The sequence below is a fragment of the Halioglobus sp. D3-4 genome (assembly GCF_055809315.1).
In genome coordinates this window covers 3,975,565-3,993,477 of record NZ_CM147907.1, presented here as the reverse complement: position 1 = coordinate 3,993,477, position 17,913 = coordinate 3,975,565, and the positions used below count along the sequence as shown (strand labels likewise).

General features: G+C 58.0%; 14 protein-coding genes. 7 read left to right on the top strand and 7 right to left on the bottom strand.

All coding sequences use genetic code 11. The annotated features are described in order from the left end of the window. Nucleotides 1–8 precede the first annotated feature (8 nt). The 4 genes from AC0L6S_RS17555 (at nt 9) to AC0L6S_RS17540 (ending at nt 5,407) form a co-directional block, all read left to right on the top strand. A complete protein-coding gene (locus tag AC0L6S_RS17555; protein ID WP_473425408.1) occupies nt 9–2,315 on the top strand; it encodes an ATP-dependent DNA helicase in 2,307 nt (768 codons plus the stop codon). Nucleotides 2,316–2,617: 302 nt separating this feature from the next. Then, complete coding sequence (locus AC0L6S_RS17550) at nt 2,618–3,760, top strand: Re/Si-specific NAD(P)(+) transhydrogenase subunit alpha (protein ID WP_473425407.1); 1,143 nt, start codon at nt 2,618–2,620, stop codon at nt 3,758–3,760. Between the two features lies 1 nt (nt 3,761). Further along, nucleotides 3,762–4,049 carry an NAD(P) transhydrogenase subunit alpha part 2 gene (locus AC0L6S_RS17545; protein WP_473425406.1) on the top strand — a complete coding sequence of 96 codons (288 nt, stop codon included), beginning with the start codon at nt 3,762–3,764 and terminating at the stop codon, nt 4,047–4,049. A gap of 5 nt (nt 4,050–4,054) precedes the next feature. After that, a complete protein-coding gene (locus AC0L6S_RS17540; RefSeq protein WP_473425405.1) occupies nt 4,055–5,407 on the top strand; it encodes an NAD(P)(+) transhydrogenase (Re/Si-specific) subunit beta in 1,353 nt (450 codons plus the stop codon). Between the two features lie 52 nt (nt 5,408–5,459). On the opposite strand, the gene epmA is transcribed toward AC0L6S_RS17540, so the two are convergent. Both epmA and efp read right to left on the bottom strand, forming a co-directional pair. Next, the gene (epmA, locus tag AC0L6S_RS17535) at nt 5,460–6,413 is read right to left on the bottom strand and encodes an EF-P lysine aminoacylase EpmA (protein ID WP_473425404.1); all 954 of its coding nucleotides are present in this window, start codon (nt 6,411–6,413) and stop codon (nt 5,460–5,462) included. Nucleotides 6,414–6,436: 23 nt separating this feature from the next. Continuing rightward, complete coding sequence (efp, locus tag AC0L6S_RS17530) at nt 6,437–7,009, bottom strand: elongation factor P (RefSeq protein ID WP_473425403.1); 573 nt, start codon at nt 7,007–7,009, stop codon at nt 6,437–6,439. Between the two features lie 146 nt (nt 7,010–7,155). Between efp and AC0L6S_RS17525 the strand changes: the two genes are divergently transcribed. Beyond that, a complete protein-coding gene (locus AC0L6S_RS17525) occupies nt 7,156–8,967 on the top strand; it encodes a hypothetical protein (RefSeq protein ID WP_473425402.1) in 1,812 nt (603 codons plus the stop codon). A 19-nt stretch (nt 8,968–8,986) separates the two neighbouring features. Here AC0L6S_RS17525 and serB read toward each other — a convergent pair whose 3' ends face one another. Continuing rightward, nucleotides 8,987–10,216 carry a phosphoserine phosphatase SerB gene (serB, locus tag AC0L6S_RS17520; RefSeq protein ID WP_473425401.1) on the bottom strand — a complete coding sequence of 410 codons (1,230 nt, stop codon included), beginning with the start codon at nt 10,214–10,216 and terminating at the stop codon, nt 8,987–8,989. 180 nt (nt 10,217–10,396) lie between these two features. Here serB and AC0L6S_RS17515 point away from each other — a divergent pair, with 180 nt between their 5' ends. Continuing rightward, nucleotides 10,397–11,647, top strand: a complete 1,251-nt coding sequence (locus AC0L6S_RS17515) for a hypothetical protein (RefSeq protein WP_473425400.1) — start codon at nt 10,397–10,399, stop codon at nt 11,645–11,647. 22 nt (nt 11,648–11,669) lie between these two features. Here the strand turns inward: AC0L6S_RS17515 and parC are convergent, their stop codons facing one another. Both parC and AC0L6S_RS17505 read right to left on the bottom strand, forming a co-directional pair. Further along, nucleotides 11,670–13,925, bottom strand: a complete 2,256-nt coding sequence (parC, locus tag AC0L6S_RS17510) for a DNA topoisomerase IV subunit A (protein WP_473425399.1) — start codon at nt 13,923–13,925, stop codon at nt 11,670–11,672. 136 nt (nt 13,926–14,061) lie between these two features. Beyond that, nucleotides 14,062–14,883 (bottom strand): cyclic nucleotide-binding domain-containing protein, encoded by an 822-nt coding sequence (locus tag AC0L6S_RS17505; protein ID WP_473425398.1) that lies wholly within the window; start codon nt 14,881–14,883, stop codon nt 14,062–14,064. A 197-nt stretch (nt 14,884–15,080) separates the two neighbouring features. On the opposite strand from AC0L6S_RS17505, the gene AC0L6S_RS17500 reads away from it, so the two are divergent. Then, complete coding sequence (locus AC0L6S_RS17500; protein WP_473425397.1) at nt 15,081–15,545, top strand: GNAT family N-acetyltransferase; 465 nt, start codon at nt 15,081–15,083, stop codon at nt 15,543–15,545. Between the two features lie 12 nt (nt 15,546–15,557). Here AC0L6S_RS17500 and dtd read toward each other — a convergent pair whose 3' ends face one another. Further along, entirely contained in the window at nt 15,558–15,995 is a 438-nt protein-coding gene (dtd, locus tag AC0L6S_RS17495; protein ID WP_473425396.1) for a D-aminoacyl-tRNA deacylase, read from the bottom strand. A 17-nt stretch (nt 15,996–16,012) separates the two neighbouring features. After that, on the bottom strand, nt 16,013–17,824 hold the full coding sequence (gene typA / locus AC0L6S_RS17490; RefSeq protein ID WP_473425395.1) for a translational GTPase TypA: 1,812 nt from the start codon (nt 17,822–17,824) through the stop codon (nt 16,013–16,015). Between the last annotated feature and the right edge of the window lie 89 nt (nt 17,825–17,913).

The following is a 17,913-nucleotide window of genomic DNA, read 5'->3' as shown; positions in this document are numbered from 1 at the left end:
GCGGCACAATGACTGAACAGGTTACGCAACTGTCGATAGCCGTGGCCGATCTGGCGCACTTTTGTCACCGCAGCGGCGATATTGACCACCGCTTCAAGGCTGCGCCTACCGGGGCACAAGGTGTGGCGGGGCACCAGCGCGTTTACTCCCGCCGCCCGGCCTGCTACTGCAGCGAGTACGCAGTGGAATACCGCCACAGTGAGCCCGGCTTGGAACTCACACTGCGCGGGCGCGCCGACGGCTATGATCCTGACAAGGGGCTGGTGGAGGAGATAAAAACCTGCCGCACCGCGCCCGATGCGATACCCGAGCCGGTGGCACAATTACATCTGGCGCAGGGCACAATATATGCCGCCATTATCGCCGCGCAGGGCGAGATGCCCGCACTGGATGTGCGTGTTACCTGGTTCAACATCGATAGCGAGGAGGAGTTCAGTCGCACTGAGCATTACTCGCGCGCCGCGCTGGCCGAGTTTCTGGTCGCCACGCTGGCAACCTTTGCTCGCTGGTTGCGCACGCTGGCGCAAGCACAGCGCGAACGCGATGCCAGTATCGTGGCGCTGGCCTTTCCCTACGGCGGCTTTCGCAGTGGCCAGCGTGAGATCGCCGAGCTGGCATATAAGTGCATACATCAGGGCGGGCAATTGTTGCTGGAGGCACCCACCGGTATCGGAAAAACCGCCGCCTTCCTGTTTCCCGCGTTGAAGGCGCTGGCGACCAACCAGCATGACAAAATCGTTTTCCTCACGTCCAAATCCGTGGGGCGGCGTGCTGCTGAAACAGCGCTGGCGGATTTTGCCGAATCCGGCTATCGCGGCACCGCCCTCAGCCTCACCGCCAAGGACAAGATCTGCTTCTCCCCGGGCAAGGCATGCCACGGCGATGACTGCCCGTTCGCACGCGACTACTACGATAAGCTCCCCGAGGCGCTGTACGAGGCGGTCAGCCAGCGCGTGCTGCGGCGCGAGGATATCGAGGCCATCGCGCGACGTTTTGAAGTCTGCCCCTATGAGCTGGGGCTGGACCTGTTGCGCTGGGTCGATATCGTCATCGCCGACCTGCACTATGTTTACAGCTTGACAGCCACACTGGGCGGCCAGCAGGACGGTGACAGCAAGCGCTGGTCGGTACTGCTGGACGAAGCCCACAACCTGCCCGGCAGGGCGCGCAATATGTACAGTGCATCCCTGGCCAAGGCCGCCGTGCTGCAGGCCAAAAGCACGGTCAGTGGCGCTTTGGCGAAAAGCCTGGCACGGGTCAACACGCAGTTCCTCGCGCTGCAGAAACTGCCATGGCAGGAGCCGGAGTTTCACAGCGCCGACAGCCTCCCGCAGGCACTACTGCAGGCGCTGCTTTTGTTTACCAGCTGCGTCGGCGAAATTCTGGCGCAGGACCCGGCCTTCCTGCACCGGCACCGCGAGCTTTTGGATTTCTACTTCGATACCCTGCAATTCCTGCGGGTGGCCGAGCTCTGGGGCGATGACTATCGCTTTGAACTGCACCGGGGAGAGGGCAGGCAGGGGCTGCGCATCGCGCTCAACTGCCTCGATCCTTCACGCCTGCTGTCTGAGCGGCACGAGCGCGCCCACGCCGTCGTGGCCTTTTCAGCAACCCTGTCGCCCCTGCCCTGGTCGCGCGCTTCGCTGGGGCTTGGGGAGCAGGCAGTCTGCTCACACGCCACCTCCCCCTTTGCGCCTGAGCAACTGCAGGTATCACTGGCGACCGATATCGATACGCGCTATCACCAGCGGAATGTGAGTCTGGGAAAGCTGACCCGGCTGTTGCACCGCTGGGCAGAGGTGACGCCGGGGAATTGCATTGTGTATTTTCCGTCATATCAGTATCTGCAGGATGCCCTGGCGGAGCTGCAATCTACTGACGGTGGGCTCAACAGGCGGGAAATCTGGGTGCAGACGCGCCGCCAGGACGAGCAGGAGCGGGATCAACTGCTGCAACTGTTCGCTCAACGCGAGGATGTGGTGGCGTTCTGTATTCTGGGCGGCGTCTTCGGCGAGGGTATCGACCTGCCTGGCAAGCTGCTGTCCAGCGTGGTGATCGTCGGCATCGGCATGCCGCAGGTCAATAGGGATACCCGGCAGTTGCGGGCGTGGTACCAGCAGCGCTATGCGGCCGGCTTTGAGTACGCATTCCTGTATCCGGGTATGCAGAAGGTCGATCAGGCGCTGGGACGCGTTGTCCGGCGCCTTGAAGATTCCGGCCGCGCGTTACTGATCGATCCCCGCTATCGGCAGCACCAGTACCGCGAGCTACTGCCCGCCTGGTGGGCCTACCAGCCCTGGTCCGATAGCACATAATCTGGCGCTACACAGCCCAATATGTCATTTACGGTCAATTTTTTTGGGCTTTGTGACCCTTGTGTCACCGTTGAAATCACTTAAATTGGCCCCCCGCTGCCCAGATTGACAATTAACGGCATTTGAAGCGGTACCAGGCCACACCTTGCACAGCTCAACGCCCACCAGTGTTTCCGCTGGTTACTGGCTGTGCTAGAGTCGCGGCTGTTTTTGATACTGGCACCGAGCCGGATCGTATTTGCACGAGCATGGCCCCAGACGGCGCCGTGCTGAAAAACAAAAAGTACGGGGGTAGACACCGCATGCGCATCGCCATTCCGAAAGAGACCCATCCGGGAGAAAACCGGATACCTATTACGCCCGCTCACGCCAAGCGGCTGGTATCCATGGGTGCCGATCTGGTGATAGAAGCTGGCATGGGCGCTGGCTCCGGATTCACGGATGCCGAATATACCGAAATCGGGGCGAGTATTTCGGCCGATCGCGCCGAGTTATTCAGCAGCGCCGACATCCTCCTGCGCGTGCGCAAGCCGCAGCTCGAGGAAATAGGCCAGATGAAGCGCGGCGCCATTCATATCAGCTACCTGGACCCGTTCAACGAGACTGCGCTGGTCAATGCCTTCAAGGATGCCGGTATCACCGCCATCAGCATGGAAATGATACCGCGCACCACGCGCAGCCAGAAAATGGATGCCCTGAGCTCCCAGGCCAACCTCGCCGGATACGTGATGGTGATACAGGCCGCCTCCCATCTGCCACGCATTTTCCCGATGATGATGACACCGGCTGGCACCCTGAAGCCCGCCAACGTGTTTGTGATCGGCGCCGGTGTCGCCGGGCTGCAGGCCATCGCCACAGCCAAACGCCTCGGAGCCAAGGTCACAGCCTTCGACACCCGTCCGGTGGTTGCCGAGCAGGTGCGTTCCGTGGGAGCCAAATTCCTCGAGATTGATCTGGGTGAAACCGGAGAGACCGCCGGTGGCTATGCCAAGGAACTGACGCCAGAGCAGGTTGAAAAGCAGCGCCAGGCGCAAAAAGAAGTCATTGCCAAGTCCGATGTCGTCATCACCACAGCCCAGGTCTTCGGCCGCAAGCCGCCGGTGCTGGTCACGCGAGACATGATCGAGGGCATGGCCCACGGCTCTGTGATTGTCGATATGGCAGCTGAAACCGGCGGCAATGTTGAGGGCTCAGTACCCAATGAAGTTGTGGAAATCGCCGGTGTCACCGTAATCGGTAAAGGCAACCTCGCCGGCGAGGTAGCACGCGACGCCAGCCAGATGTATTCCGCCAACCTGTTCAATCTGGTGGAAGACAGCTGGAACGAAGAAGACAAAGCGTTCGTAATCGACTTCGAGCACGATATTCTGCCGGGTTGCATCATTACCCACGGCGGCGAAGTCACTAACGAGACGATCAAAAATATTCTGGAAGGGGGTGCATAACATGGTTGCTGCGGAAGTTTTCCTCACGTTTATACTGGTGTTGTCCATCTTTCTGGGCTTCGAACTGATCAATAAAGTACCGGCCACTCTGCACACGCCGCTGATGTCAGGTGCCAACGCGATTTCCGGCATCACGCTGGTGGGCGCCATCAGCCTCGCAGGCACCGGCAATCAGGACCTCTCCAACTGGTTGGGTGCAGGCGCCGTCGCACTGGCCACCGTCAATGTGGTGGGCGGCTATCTTGTCACCGATCGCATGCTCGCCATGTTCAAGAAGAAGGAGGGCTGATCACTATGGATACCCTTATTCAATTTGCCTACGTTGTTTCCGGTGCGCTGTTCATATTCGGCCTGAAGCAACTCGGTTCCCCCGCAACGGCTCGTCGCGGCAATATGATCTCCTCGCTGGGCATGTTGCTGGCGGTGGTATCGGCGCTGCTCGACCAGGGTATTGTCGAATACCAGTGGATCGTCATCGGTATTCTGGTGGGCGCGATCATCGGTGGTGCAGCAGCGCGTATGGTGCAGATGACGGCGATGCCAGAAATGGTGGCGCTGTTCAACGGCTCCGGCGGTATGGCCAGCCTGCTGGTTGGCTGGGCGGCGCTGAATCCCGGTGCGCCCACGTTCACACTGGTCACCATTATTCTCTCGATCCTTATCGGCGGTGTAACGTTCACCGGCTCACTGATCGCCTACGGCAAGCTCTCCGAAAAGATCGGCAGTGGCGCGGTGCTGTTCAGCGGCCAGCAGGTCGTCAACAGCTTTATTGTGCTCGGCATCCTGGCGGGCTCAGTGATGTTCTGTATCGAGCCGGCCAACCATTTATGGCTCTACCTGGTTATCGCGCTGTCACTGATCTTTGGTGTGATGGCGGTGATACCCATCGGCGGCGCCGACATGCCGGTGGTGATCTCCCTGCTGAACTCCTACTCCGGCCTGGCAGCCTGTGCTGCGGGTTTCGCGGTCAACAACAACATCCTGATTGTCGCCGGCGCGCTGGTTGGCGCCTCCGGTATCATCCTGACACAAATCATGTGTAAGGCGATGAACCGCTCGCTGTCCAACGTACTGTTTTCCGGCTTCGGTAGCGGTAAAACCGAGACGACTACCGTGGAGGGCGAAATCAAGCCCATCACTGTGGAGGATGCCTACTACGTGCTTGAAGCCGCCACCAATGTCGCCATTATTCCCGGTTACGGTATGGCCGTCGCACAGGCACAGCACGTGGTAAAAGAGCTGTCTGTACTGCTTGAAGCCAACGGCGCGGAAGTGAACTTCGGTATCCACCCGGTGGCCGGTCGTATGCCGGGCCACATGAACGTATTGCTCGCCGAGGCCGACGTGCCCTACGACCAGCTGCTGGAAATGGACGAGATCAACCCGCGCATGGAAGGTGTGGATGTGGCTATCGTCATCGGCGCCAACGACGTGGTAAACCCCGCCGCGCGAGAGAGCGAATCGTCGCCGATCTACGGCATGCCGGTGATCAACGTCGATCAGGCGCGCACCGTGTTTGTCCTCAAGCGCTCAATGGCATCCGGTTTCGCCGGGATCGAGAACCCGCTGTTCTACAAGGACAACACCCGTATGCTGTTCGGTGATGCGAAAGAATCGATCGGCGGTTTGGTCAGGGAGTTTTCCTGAGCCAATGACATTTCGTTAGCGACTCGTAGCTGAACCTGTCAGGGAGATGGGTTCAGCTGCGCTGCCAGTCAAACGCCAGCACATCCTGAATGCACGATGCGCCGGTCATCAGCATCAACAGTCGATCTATCCCTAACGCGACACCACTGCAGACAGGGAGGCCATGGTGCATCGCCGCCAGTAAATACCCGTCAATGGGACGTTCCGGCTGACCGCGTTCACGCCGCAGGGCATTGTCCCCCTCGAAGCGTTGCTGCTGCTGCGCTGCATCGGTTAATTCGAAATAGCCATTGGCCAGCTCGACACCCTCTACATACACCTCGAAGCGCTGCCCCACACTGACGCCATCGTTGCTGACAATCCGGGCGAGCGCGGCCTGTGAGGCCGGATAATCGTAGACAAAACTAAAAGCATCGTCGCCCAGAGTGGGCTCCAGCAGATGGCTCATCAATAAGTCCAGCCACATATCCCTATCGCCAACCATGTCACCAGGGTCCATATGCCCGCGCGCAATACGCTCGAGCTCGGCGCAGGAGGCAGTAAACGGGTCCACCTGTAGACGCGTTAGAAACAGCTCGCGATAGCTGTGCTTCTGAACGGTTCGCGGCCCCAGGCATTCACGCAGCAACTCTGTGACTTCCTGCATTAACGCATGGTGATCAAAACCGGGGCGATACCACTCCAGCAAGCTGAATTCCGGGTTGTGGCGGCCACCGGCTTCGCCGTCGCGGAACGCCCTGGCGATCTGAAAAATCGGCTCACCGTGCGCCGCGAGCAGGCGTTTCATCGCATACTCGGGCGATGTCTGCAGAAATCTCGGTCGGCTTATCGCGTCACCGGCTGACACGGTGAACGGTTCGATAGCCGGGTCGGTTATACCATTGCTGCATAGCAGCGGTGTTTCAACTTCAAGGATACCCCGGTCACTGAAAAACCGGCGCAGGCGGGACAGTAGTTCAGCGCGCTGGCGGAGAATCGCGAGATCAGCGGCTGGCTGCCAGTGCACGCGCGATCTCCCCGCCGCTACACTCAGGACTTGCTGGCGCGGTTCTGGTATTCCCCGGTGCGCGTATCGACACGGATAATTTCCCCGGTGCTGATAAACAGCGGCACTTTCACCACGGCACCGGTGGCCAATTTGGCTGGCTTGGTTCCGCCGGTAGCCGTATCACCCTTGAGTCCGGGATCAGTTTCCACGATTTCCAGTTCCACGAAATTGGGTGGTGCAACAGACAGCGGTGTGTCGTTGTAGAGGGTGACGTCACAGCGCTCATTTTCCTTGAGCCATAAGTGGGCGTCACCAACAGCGGCGGCATCCGCCTGGTATTGCTCATAGGTATCTGGCTCCATGAAATACCAGAACTCACCGTCGTTATACAGGTACTCCATGACGCGATCCATCACATCCGCGCCCTCCAGAGTTTCACCGGATTTAAAGGTGCGCTCCCACTGCCGCCCGGTTTTCAGGTTACGCAGTTTGACCCGGTTAAACGCCTGGCCCTTGCCGGGCTTTACAAACTCGTTTTCCAGAATGCTGCAGGGATCGCCATCCAGCATGACCTTCATGCCGGAGCGGAATTCACTAGTCGAATAGTTCGCCATGATGCTCTCATCGGTTTGCGGAAAAAACGGTGCCCATAATACAGCACGTCGTGCGCTAATGGCAGATGCTGACGCGCCAGTAGCGGGAATCGCGCCACTTAGGTATTCTAGGCGCCACACGTGGAGATGTTTTTGAGCTAACAGCTATGGAAGACCATACAACAGTAAAATTGCTGCTCCCGCGCCAGGACTTTAGCGGCAATCCGCTGTTTGAGCCCTCGGTGGACGCCGCCACAGACTGGGTGCAAAACCTGCCGGTAACCAACACCAATTCGCTGGTCGAGCAGCTCTGTCAAGCACTGGCTGACCTCAACCGTATACCGCTGCCCCCGGAACTGCGCTTCGGCATTCTGGCCACGCTGCTGCCCAGTCTGCAGGTCGCGGTGCTCAATCTGTCCAAGCGCTTCCTCAATCAACCGCTGATTATGCCCGAAGAACCGCGACGCATGGCGGAGATGAGCGACAAGTTGCTCACTCTGGCCACAACTGCCTATAGCATCGTGGCAATTGAGGCGATACAGCAGCGCGAATCCATCCGCAAAATGAACCCGGCGCGCCTGACGTGCGAGGCACTGCAACGGGCACTGCTGTTCAGTGGCCGCAAGGTTTTACAGAACTTCCAGATGCATCAATCGATGGGCGCTCGCGGCTGGCAAACCCTGCATCAACTCTACGCGCTGGCTGACAGCCAGCGTCTGGTCGATCTACCAGTACCAGAGCCACTTTCCGGTGGCAACACCATCAAAACCACCTATTTGCAGGCACTAATGCTGGGCTGCTGCAAAGCCAACCAACTGCGCCATACCGATCTCTCAGCGCTTTACCGCGGCTTCCAGCAGTGGAGTGAACGCATCCATTTCGATGTGCAGCGCACGGGTAATGACCTGTTCGTGGTCGACCTCGACAGCGATCAGGCTGCCATGTATACGGCGCTGTATAAGGAAGAACCAGGACCGAACTGCCGCTTTATTGACACCACCGCGCTGGTGGAGCACCTGACCGAGCTCAAGGAAGAAGCCGGCGGCAAGGATATCAACTTCGACAAAAACACCAATGTGCCGGTTACTTTGCTCGAGCACCTGATAACCTCTCTGGGCAGCATGAGCCTCAGAAACTTCAAGCGCTCGCGGTCCGACAATGCGCTGCGGATTTGTATCGGCCTCAATAGCACCCATTTCCACGTCGCCGGCGAGCGCCTGTTCGAGGAACTGGTCTGTAACACCTCAGACGCTTCGGGCGTTGCAGAAGGCTCAGCAGACAACCCCTTCCTCGATCCATTGCGACAAGCCGATGTGTGGCAGATGGCGAACCCGGGGGACTACACGGGCGAGCTGAAGTTGGTGCCAAATCTGTTGGTCGACCTGGATTCCACCACCAAAGCCAGGCTGTTTCAGGAAAATGCCTCCGATCTGCCGGTGGCCGAGCGCTATCCTATCTTCAAGGCAAAATTGGCAGACTCCAGCCCAGGTGGTTACTGCCTGGAGTGGACAGCGGAATTGCCGGGAGACATCAAGGCCGGCGATATCGTCGGTCTCAAAGAAGAGGAACATACCGAGTGGGTGATTGCGGTTATCCGCTGGGTCAGCCGCCTCGGCAATGCCCGAACCCTGATCGGACTCGAGTTGCTTAGCCCCCGTGCCGTTGCCTACGGTGCGAGCATACACAAGAAAGGCGAGGACAAGGCACCGCCGATGCGGGTGCTACTGCTGCCTGAAATCAAAATTGTGGGGCAGCCGCAAACACTGATTACACCGCGCACCGGCTTCAAGGAGCGCCAGAAAATCACGCTGGGCACCAGCTCGGAAGCCTGCTCAATCCAGTTGCTGCGTCACATAGCCTCTACCGGTAGCTTCTCACAGTTCGAGTTCTGCCAGACAAAAGAGCTCGGTGACGTATTGGCGGATACCGGGCAGGGACAGGCTGGCGGAGAGTTTGACTCGCTCTGGAGTAATATCTAAGACAACGCCGAACAAGGCCTCAGCGAGCGGGCTCGACCCCTCGCTGGTATCTGTCCGAGAAGCCCAACAGATACAGGATTGCATCCAGTCCCAGCGTTGATATGGACTGCTCCGCGGATTTCTGCACCAGCGGCTTCGCCCTGAAGGCAATACCCAAACCAGCAATGCTCAGCATTGGCAGATCGTTCGCGCCGTCACCCACGGCAATCACCTGTTGCAGATCAATACCCTGCTCCTCGGCCAGCTGTTGCAACAGCTCGGCCTTGCGCCCACCGTCGACGATCGTGCCGCGAATCTTGCCGGTGACCCGTCCCTGCGCTGTATCCAGCTCATTAGCAAACACATAATCAATACCCAGACGCTCCTGCAGATAGCGCGCGAAATAGGTAAAACCGCCTGAGAGAATTGCCGTCTTGTAGCCCAGTGTACTCAGCGTGGAAATCAGGTGCTCCGCGCCTTCAGTAATCTTCAGTTTTCTGGCGACATCCTCCAGCGCACTTTCTTCGAGGCCCTCCAGCAGGGCAACGCGAGTGCGAAAACTCTCGCTGAAATCTATCTCGCCGCGCATCGCGCGCTCGGTGATCGCGCTGACCTGGTCACCCACGCCCGCCAACTTCGCCAATTCGTCGATGACCTCCGCCTCAATCAGTGTGGAATCCATATCAAATACAACGAGTCGCCGGTTGCGGCGATACATATTGTCCTGCTGGAACGCCAGATCCATTTCCATAGCACCCGCCACCTCGAGCAGATCGCGCCTGAACGCAGCGGAGTCACGCAGCGAGCCGCGCGCCGAAAACTCCAGGCACGCCTTGCTGAGCGCGGGCAGCTTGCCCAGCGGAATACGTCCGGAGAGCCGGTTTATACCATCGATGTTGAGCCCGTGCTGAGAAATCACCCGCGTCACCCTGGCAAGTTGGTCCGAGGTTATCTTGCGTGACAGCAGGGTGATGATGTAACGCGCCTGACCCTGCGCCTCAACCCACTGGCTGTAGCTGTCCTGTGACACCAAGCTGGTAACAACGCGCAGGTCACGCCGCAACGCGAAATTGCGCACCGCTGTCGCCACCTCTTCACTGTCCACACCCTCTGGCAACTCAACCAACAAACCCAGCGACAGCGTTGCATGTATCACAGCCTGTCCGATATCGAGGATATTGACAGCATATTCCGTGAGGATCGCCGTCAAGCCAGCGGTCACCCCCGGCTGATCTTCGCCGGAGATGGTGATTAGCAAAATTTGGTTCACTCTGCGGGTTCCACAAATAGTTTGGGCCGCCATTCTACCCGTTCGCTACAAGACCTGAAAAGTACGGTTGCGGGTCACCGCCGATAGATATTCAACGGGGAACGCCCACAAAAGGGGCATTCTTCATCGAGACTGGTTTATACTATCAGCCTTCGCAACCCGGTAAGTCATCCATCGCGCGTGAATAATCGCTTCACTCAATCCAGTCTCGGCCAACAACTGGCGATCATCACGGCGGGATTGTGCCTAATGGTGAGCCTCGCTCTCGTTGCGCTGGGCGCAATTTCCACACGCCACACGCAAATGTTGCTGCAGGAAGAATACGGCACGTCACTGGCCAGACTGGTTGCCACGCGTATCAGCACGGCGTTTGAGCGGGGTGATCTGCTCAGCGTTTCGGCGACACTGCAGCGCCTGCTCGAAACCTCCTCAGCGCAGGCCATCACTATTATTGATGTCGAGGGCAAGGCACTGGGACAGGCCGGCGAAGCCCACGGCAAAAATCTCTATCAATACAGCGCGCCAGTGCGCATCGAATCGGATATTGCCGGGCAGATTGTCATCACGATTGATGGGAATAATGCGCAGGCAGCACAATCGCGCTTTCTATTGAGTATGCTGGGGCTAGCGGTACTGCTGAGTCTCGCTGCATATGCGGGCAGCCGCCATTTCGGTCAGCGACTGGGGAATAATCTTGCCCGCATGGCCCGCAAGATTGCTCTTGAAGAGGAGGAGTCGGGCCCCAAACCGGCCAATGAAGTGATGTTGCTCGACCGGCAGATCGAAGCACTGCCTATGGATCTGTTGCGCACTCGCAGTGAGCCCGGCCCACAGGATGAAAACTACCGCACAACTGCGGTCGTCTACTTGCACCTGTCCAGCCTCGTGAACTATGTGGATACGCTGGATGAACGCGCACTGCACCGCTATATCGCGCGCCTGCACCAGGTGGTGTACGCCGCTGCCGGTTTTTACGCAGGGGATTTACAGGTTGCCCGCCAATTCGGTCTGGCGATTTATTTCAGTGGACACAACAACGCAGGCAGCGCCGCTTTCCGCGCAGCCTCCTGTGCGTGGCTGGTGCGCGCAGTGAGCAGGGAGTTGGAAAAACAGATGTCGCTCTCACTCTCCATTTCGATGGCCATTTCGCAGAGCGAGCTGGGGGTGGGCAGTGGCACAGACATCTATCCGGGACTGTATACGCAACACACTCTGGATGAACTGCAGGCTGTGTGCGCCAGCAAGCCGCCCAATATTCTGCTATCGCCGGCAGCCTGCGAAGATATCGACGTGGCCGGCCGTTTGACACACCACCCTACCGAAGTCATGGATTACGCCGAGATCGAGGAGTTTGCCGGCCCCTACCAGGACCTGCTGGAACGGCAACTGCGCCTGATACTGAAGCGCCTGACAGATACCGCCCGGCGCTAAACTTGCAGGTTTGGCAGCAGTCTTATGAAGACTGCACCTCCATACGATCTACCTTCTGAAAACCGCGCGGCAATTTGTTACCACGTCGTCCGCGCTCGCCCCGGTAGTGCTCCAGATCTTTCAAACGGAAGTTCTGGTGGCGCTTACCGGAGTGGACCACCAGCGTATCCTCGGCAGTGAATACCTGTATGTCGACCACAAACTCTTCCCGCGCCTGCACTCTGGCAGAGGGAATATTGATGATCTTGTTGCCTTTGCCGCGCGTCATCTGTGGCAGGTCCGCCAGCGGAAAGACCAGCAGGCGACCCTCGCTGGATACCGCCGCAACCAGCGTGTCCTCCACGCTGGTGATTGGCGCCGGCTGCAACACCTGCCCGCCCTTGGGCAGACTGATCACCGCTTTACCCGCTCGGTTTTTGGTCTGCAGGTCAACGAGTTTGGCAACAAAACCATAGCCAGCATCGCTGGCCATCAAATAGAGCGAATCGTCCGCGCCCATCATCATGCCATTGAAGGTCGCTCCGGACGGCGGGTTGATACGCCCCGTCACCGGTTCACCCTGACCGCGCGCCGAGGGCAGGTTGTGCGAGGGCACGGTGTAGGCCCGCCCGGTTGAATCCAGTATTACCGCAGGCTGATTGCTGCGTCCAAAAGCGCTCATTTTATAGCTGTCACCGGCCTTGTAGCTGAGGCTGGTGGGATCGATATCATGGCCTTTTGCCGCCCGTATCCAGCCCTTCTCAGACATCACCACGGTGATCGGGTCGGCACTGACCAACTCGAGCTCGCTGAAGGCCTTGGCTTCACTGCGCGCCACCAGCGGCGAGCGGCGGTCATCGCCATACTGCTCAGCCACGGCCAGCAGTTCTTTTTTGATCAGGGTTTTAAGCCGTGCTTCGCTGCCCAAGACTTTCTGCAACTGATCGCGTTCCTGCTGCAGCTCGTCCTGCTCACCGCGAATACTCATCTCCTCCAGCTTCGCCAGATTGCGCAGTTTCAGGTCGAGGATGGCTTCTGCCTGTATATCCGAGATGCCAAAGCGTGCCATCAGCGCCGGTTTGGGTTTGTCTTCTGTGCGGATGATATGGATGACTTCGTCGATATTCAGATACGCTATCAGGTAACCGTCCAGAATATGCAGGCGCTTCAGTACACGATCGAGGCGGTATTCGAGGCGGCGACGGACGGTTTCGGTGCGGAACTTCAGCCACTCCTTGAGCAGTCGGTCCAGACCCTTCACGGCGGGGCGACCGTCGATCCCGATCATGTTGAGGTTGACGCGGTAGCTGCGCTCCAGATCCGTGCTGGCGAACAGGTGGCTCATCAACGCGTCCAGATCGACGCGGTTGGAGCGCGGCACGATAACCAGGCGTGTCGGGTTCTCGTGGTCGGACTCATCGCGCAAATCCGACACCATCGGCAGTTTCTTACTCTGCATCTGTTGCGCAATCTGCTCCAGCACTCTGGAACCCGACACCTGGTATGGCAGCGCATTGATCACAATATCGCCGCCTTCGCGCTCCCATACCGCACGCATGCGCAAGCCTCCCCGGCCGCTCTTGTAGAGCGCGATAATTTCTTCGCGTGGCGTGATGATCTCTGCGTTGGTCGGGAAATCCGGTGCCAGCACATGCTCACACAAATCCTCCACCGTGGATTTCGGCGATTCCAACATCATTACTGTCGCGGCAACCACCTCGCGCAAATTGTGCGGCGGAATGTCGGTCGCCATACCCACGGCAATACCCGTGGTGCCATTGAGCAGGACATTGGGCACCTGTGCGGGCAACACCGACGGCTCATCAAGGGTACTGTCAAAGTTCGGTGTCCAATCGACGGTACCCTGACCGAGCTCACCGAGCAGCACATCGGCATAGTTAGTGAGTCGAGATTCGGTATAGCGCATCGCAGCAAAGGATTTGGGATCATCCGGTGAACCCCAGTTACCCTGCCCATCGACCAGCGGATAGCGGTAGCTGAAATCCTGCGCCATCAACACCATTGCTTCATACGCGGCGCTGTCACCGTGCGGGTGAAATTTACCGATAACGTCACCGACGGTGCGCGCAGACTTCTTGAATTTCGCTGTGGACTTCAGCCCCAGCTCACTCATCGCGTAGATGATGCGCCGCTGCACCGGTTTCAGACCGTCGCCGACATGGGGCAGGGCCCGGTCGAGGATGACGTACATGGAATAATCCAGATAGGCCTTCTCGGCATACAACTTCAGTGACACCTGCTCAGTGCCGTCGCTATCTATGTCCGGAATCTCAGTCATTTTTTCTCTGGTTACTTGAAGTACGACTCTGTGGATTGTGCGGGGAGGCCATTCTCACTATTTTCAGGAGTAAACGGAAGTGCTTTGACCGAAATGTTTAATCGCGAACCAGCGCAAAAAAACAAACACCCGGTATTTACTCCAGGTGTTTTTGGCCGGGCATGTTTTCCTGTGAGCCGACCAATTGTTCGTTGAGATTGACGATGGAGTTCGCCATATCTATCAACAGGCTGTGTATGGTGGCAGGGTTGCTCTTGATCAGCTCTGTGAACTGCTCCTTCGGAACTTTTACTACAGAGCACGTCGTTCTGGCCCGCACTGTCGCGCTGCGGTCGGAGTGCGTGAGTGCTGCCATTGCACCAAATATTTCGCCATCACCGATGCGCCCGACGTTGACGTCATCTACCAGCACCTCTGCCACGCCCGAGCTCATGTTATACACATAGTCGGCGCGATCACCCTGGTTGATAATAATCTCTCCGGGTTCATAGACCTCAAAACCCGGTGTGGCAGGCTTCTCCTCCTGCAGATTGGCCGCGGTAATTCGCAACATCAGCCCAGCGTAGGTAATCAGCAGGCGCGTCCACAAACGGATAGCCGCCGGCTCGTTGAATACCCGCTGCATAAACTCCAGCCCTGGATAGCAGCGTAGTTGCGCGCCGGAATCGCTGCCGTAATACACTGCGATATGAGGATCTTGCCCACCAGCTATGTCCGGCAGCAGAATATCCCCTGCTTCTAGGGTATAGATGGTTTTATCCTGATATCGGGCAGTGAGGGAGCCCTGCTCCACGACATAGAACTGACCGCCATCGAAGCCGCGAAAGTTTCCGGCCGGCGTCACGTCCACATCCAGTGGCATAGCCGGCATTTTTACTACTTCCAGCAGTGCGCCAACCAGTTTTTCGAACTGCTGGCTCAGCGCTGAAATATCCTGCGCGTCAATACTTACCAACATCAGTGATAGTCCTGCTCTGTTTGAATCGGGGTGTCATCCATGCACCCCGTTTGCGGCCACTTCCAATCCACACACCTGTGGACGGCCAACTGATACCAGCTGGATAGACAACCTATAGTAACAACTAAACCAGCGTGCGAGAACGGTACTCTCTACTTTTGTTAAAATCCTCCGCAAGCTGAAAGAGTACAAAAATTATGCAGTGGGACACCCGGTCATTTTCTGAACTGAGCACAACATGGCTGTATGCGGTAATGCGTTTGCGCCAACAGGTCTTCGTCGTAGAACAGCACTGTGCTTATCTGGATCTCGACGACAGGGACCAGGATGCAGTGCATATGCTCTGTACACGCGGCTCTGAGCTACTCGCGTATCAAAGGTGCCTGCCTCCGGGCCTGAGCTACTCCGAGAGTTCACTCGGGCGGATCGTGGTGTGCCCGGGTATGAGAGGACAGAAACTGGGCGAGGCGTTGGTACGGCGCGGCATTGACCACAACCTTACCCGGTGGCCTGAGCACGATATCTGCATCAGCGCCCAGGCCCATTTACAGCCGTTTTACTGCTCGCTGGGGTTTGTTGCCGAAGGCAGTGAGTATCTCGAAGACAATATAGTGCACAGGCAAATGCGCTATCAATCGATCAACAAGCAACCAGGACGGTGACTTTCAGGTTGCTTAATTTTCGAGCAAAAAGGTGACGGGGCCGTCGTTGACCAGACTGACTTGCATGTCTGCGCCAAACTTACCCGCCGCCACACAGGGGTGCCGCTGTTGCAGCTGCGCGAGTAAATAGTCATAGAGTTGTTGTGCTTCTGCGGGGGGCATCGCTGAGGAGAAACTCGGCCTGAGCCCCTTGCGAGTATCCGCCGACAGTGTGAACTGCGAGACCAACAGAACACCACCGCAGATGTCAGCGACACTGCTGTTCATACGTCCCGTGCTGTCGGTGAATACGCGGTAGGACAGCAGCTTGTCTATCATGCGATCGGCAGCGAGCGTATCGTCGCCCTTGTCCAGACCGAGCAAAACCAGCAAGCCCTGCTCGATCTCTCCCACACAGCGGGCGTCGACCTCTACGCTGGCACGGCTGACGCGTTGCAACAATGCCTTCACAAGCCTGCGCTCGGGTATCAGCCGCGCGCGGCTTTGCGCCGCTCGTGTTCCAACAACAGCTTTTTGCGCAGGCGGATGCTCTGTGGCGTAACTTCTACCAGTTCATCGTCCTCGATAAACTCCAGCGCCTGCTCGAGCGTATGGCGCACAGGTGGTGTCAGCGTCAGGGCCTCGTCGGTGCCGGAAGCGCGCACGTTGGTGAGCTGCTTACCCTTGATGGGGTTAACCGCCAAATCGTTGCCGCGACTGTGCAAGCCTATGATCTGTCCCTCGTACACCTCAACATTGGGATCGACGAAAATACGGCCGCGCTCCTGCAGGTTAAACAGCGAGTAGCCCAGTGCCTTCCCCTTAACCATGGATACCAGCACGCCATTGGCGCGGTGCACGATTTCCGCATTCTTGACCGGACCGTAGTGATCGAATACGTGAGTGAGAATACCGCCGCCCGATGTCAGCGTCATAAACAGTGAGCGGAAACCGATCAGGCCGCGAGCCGGGATAATGAACTCCAGCCGCACCCGCCCTTTGCCGTCGGGCACCATATTTTCAAGCTCCGCACGACGCAATCCCAACTCTTCCATCACCGAGCCCTGATGCGCCTCCTCGCAATCGATGACGAGCTGCTCGTAAGGTTCATGCATCACACCATCCACTTCCTTGCGAATCACTTCCGGGCGCGATACGCCGAGCTCGAATCCTTCGCGGCGCATCGTTTCGATCAACACTGAAAGATGCAGTTCGCCGCGACCGGAAACCTTGAACTTGTCAGGCGAATCACCTGGCTCCACACGCAGGGCCACGTTGTGTATTAATTCCCGCTCGAGGCGATCCTTGATATTTCTGGAAGTGACGTATTTGCCTTCCTTGCCGGCAAACGGTGAATCGTTGACCTGAAACGTCATGCTGACGGTGGGCTCGTCCACCGACAGCGGCGGCATTGCTTCCGGGCAGGCCGGATCACACAGGGTGTCGGAAATATTCAAACCTTCAATGCCCGTGATACAGACAATGTCGCCGGCCTCAGCGGCTTCAACATCGACGCGCTCAAGACCGAGGTAGCCCATCACCTGCAGCACCTTGCCCTTGCGTGTAGCGCCTTCACTGTCCACTACCACTACCGGGGTATTGGGCGACAGCCGACCGCGCGTGATCCGGCCAACGCCGATAACACCCACATAGCTGCTGTAGTCCAGCGCGCTGACCTGCATTTGCAGGGGGCCGTCAGAGTTAACGGCGGGGGCGGGTACTTTCTCGATCACCGTTTCGAATAGCGGCTGCATATCTTCGGCCATGTCCTCGTGGTCGAGGCCGGCAATGCCCTGAATGGCCGAGGCATAGATGATCGGGAAGTCCAGCTGCTCATCGTTCGCACCGAGCCGGTCAAACAGATCGAAGACTTGATCGACGACCCAGTCGGGCCTGGCGCCCGGGCGATCAACCTTGTTAACTACCACAATAGGGTTGAGACCCTGCTCAAACGCCTTGGACGTTACAAAGCGGGTCTGCGGCATGGGGCCATCTACTGCATCCACCAGCAGCAGCACAGAATCCACCATGGATAGTACGCGCTCTACCTCACCGCCGAAATCGGCGTGCCCGGGGGTATCCACAATGTTGATGCGGTAGTCGTTCCATTCAATAGCCGTATTCTTGGCTAGAATCGTGATGCCGCGCTCGCGCTCCTGATCATTGGAATCCATGATACGTTCCGCGCCATCGGAGCGTCGATCAAGGGTGCCGGATTGCTGCAACAGGCAATCGACAAGCGTGGTTTTACCATGGTCTACGTGAGCAATAATGGCAATATTGCGAAGTTTATCGATCAAGGGGATTACCTCGTGGCGCAAGCGCACCGTAAAAAAGGCGCGGATTATACCCTATCGTATCGGCTTGGGCTGCTAGAGACTTGTGTGAA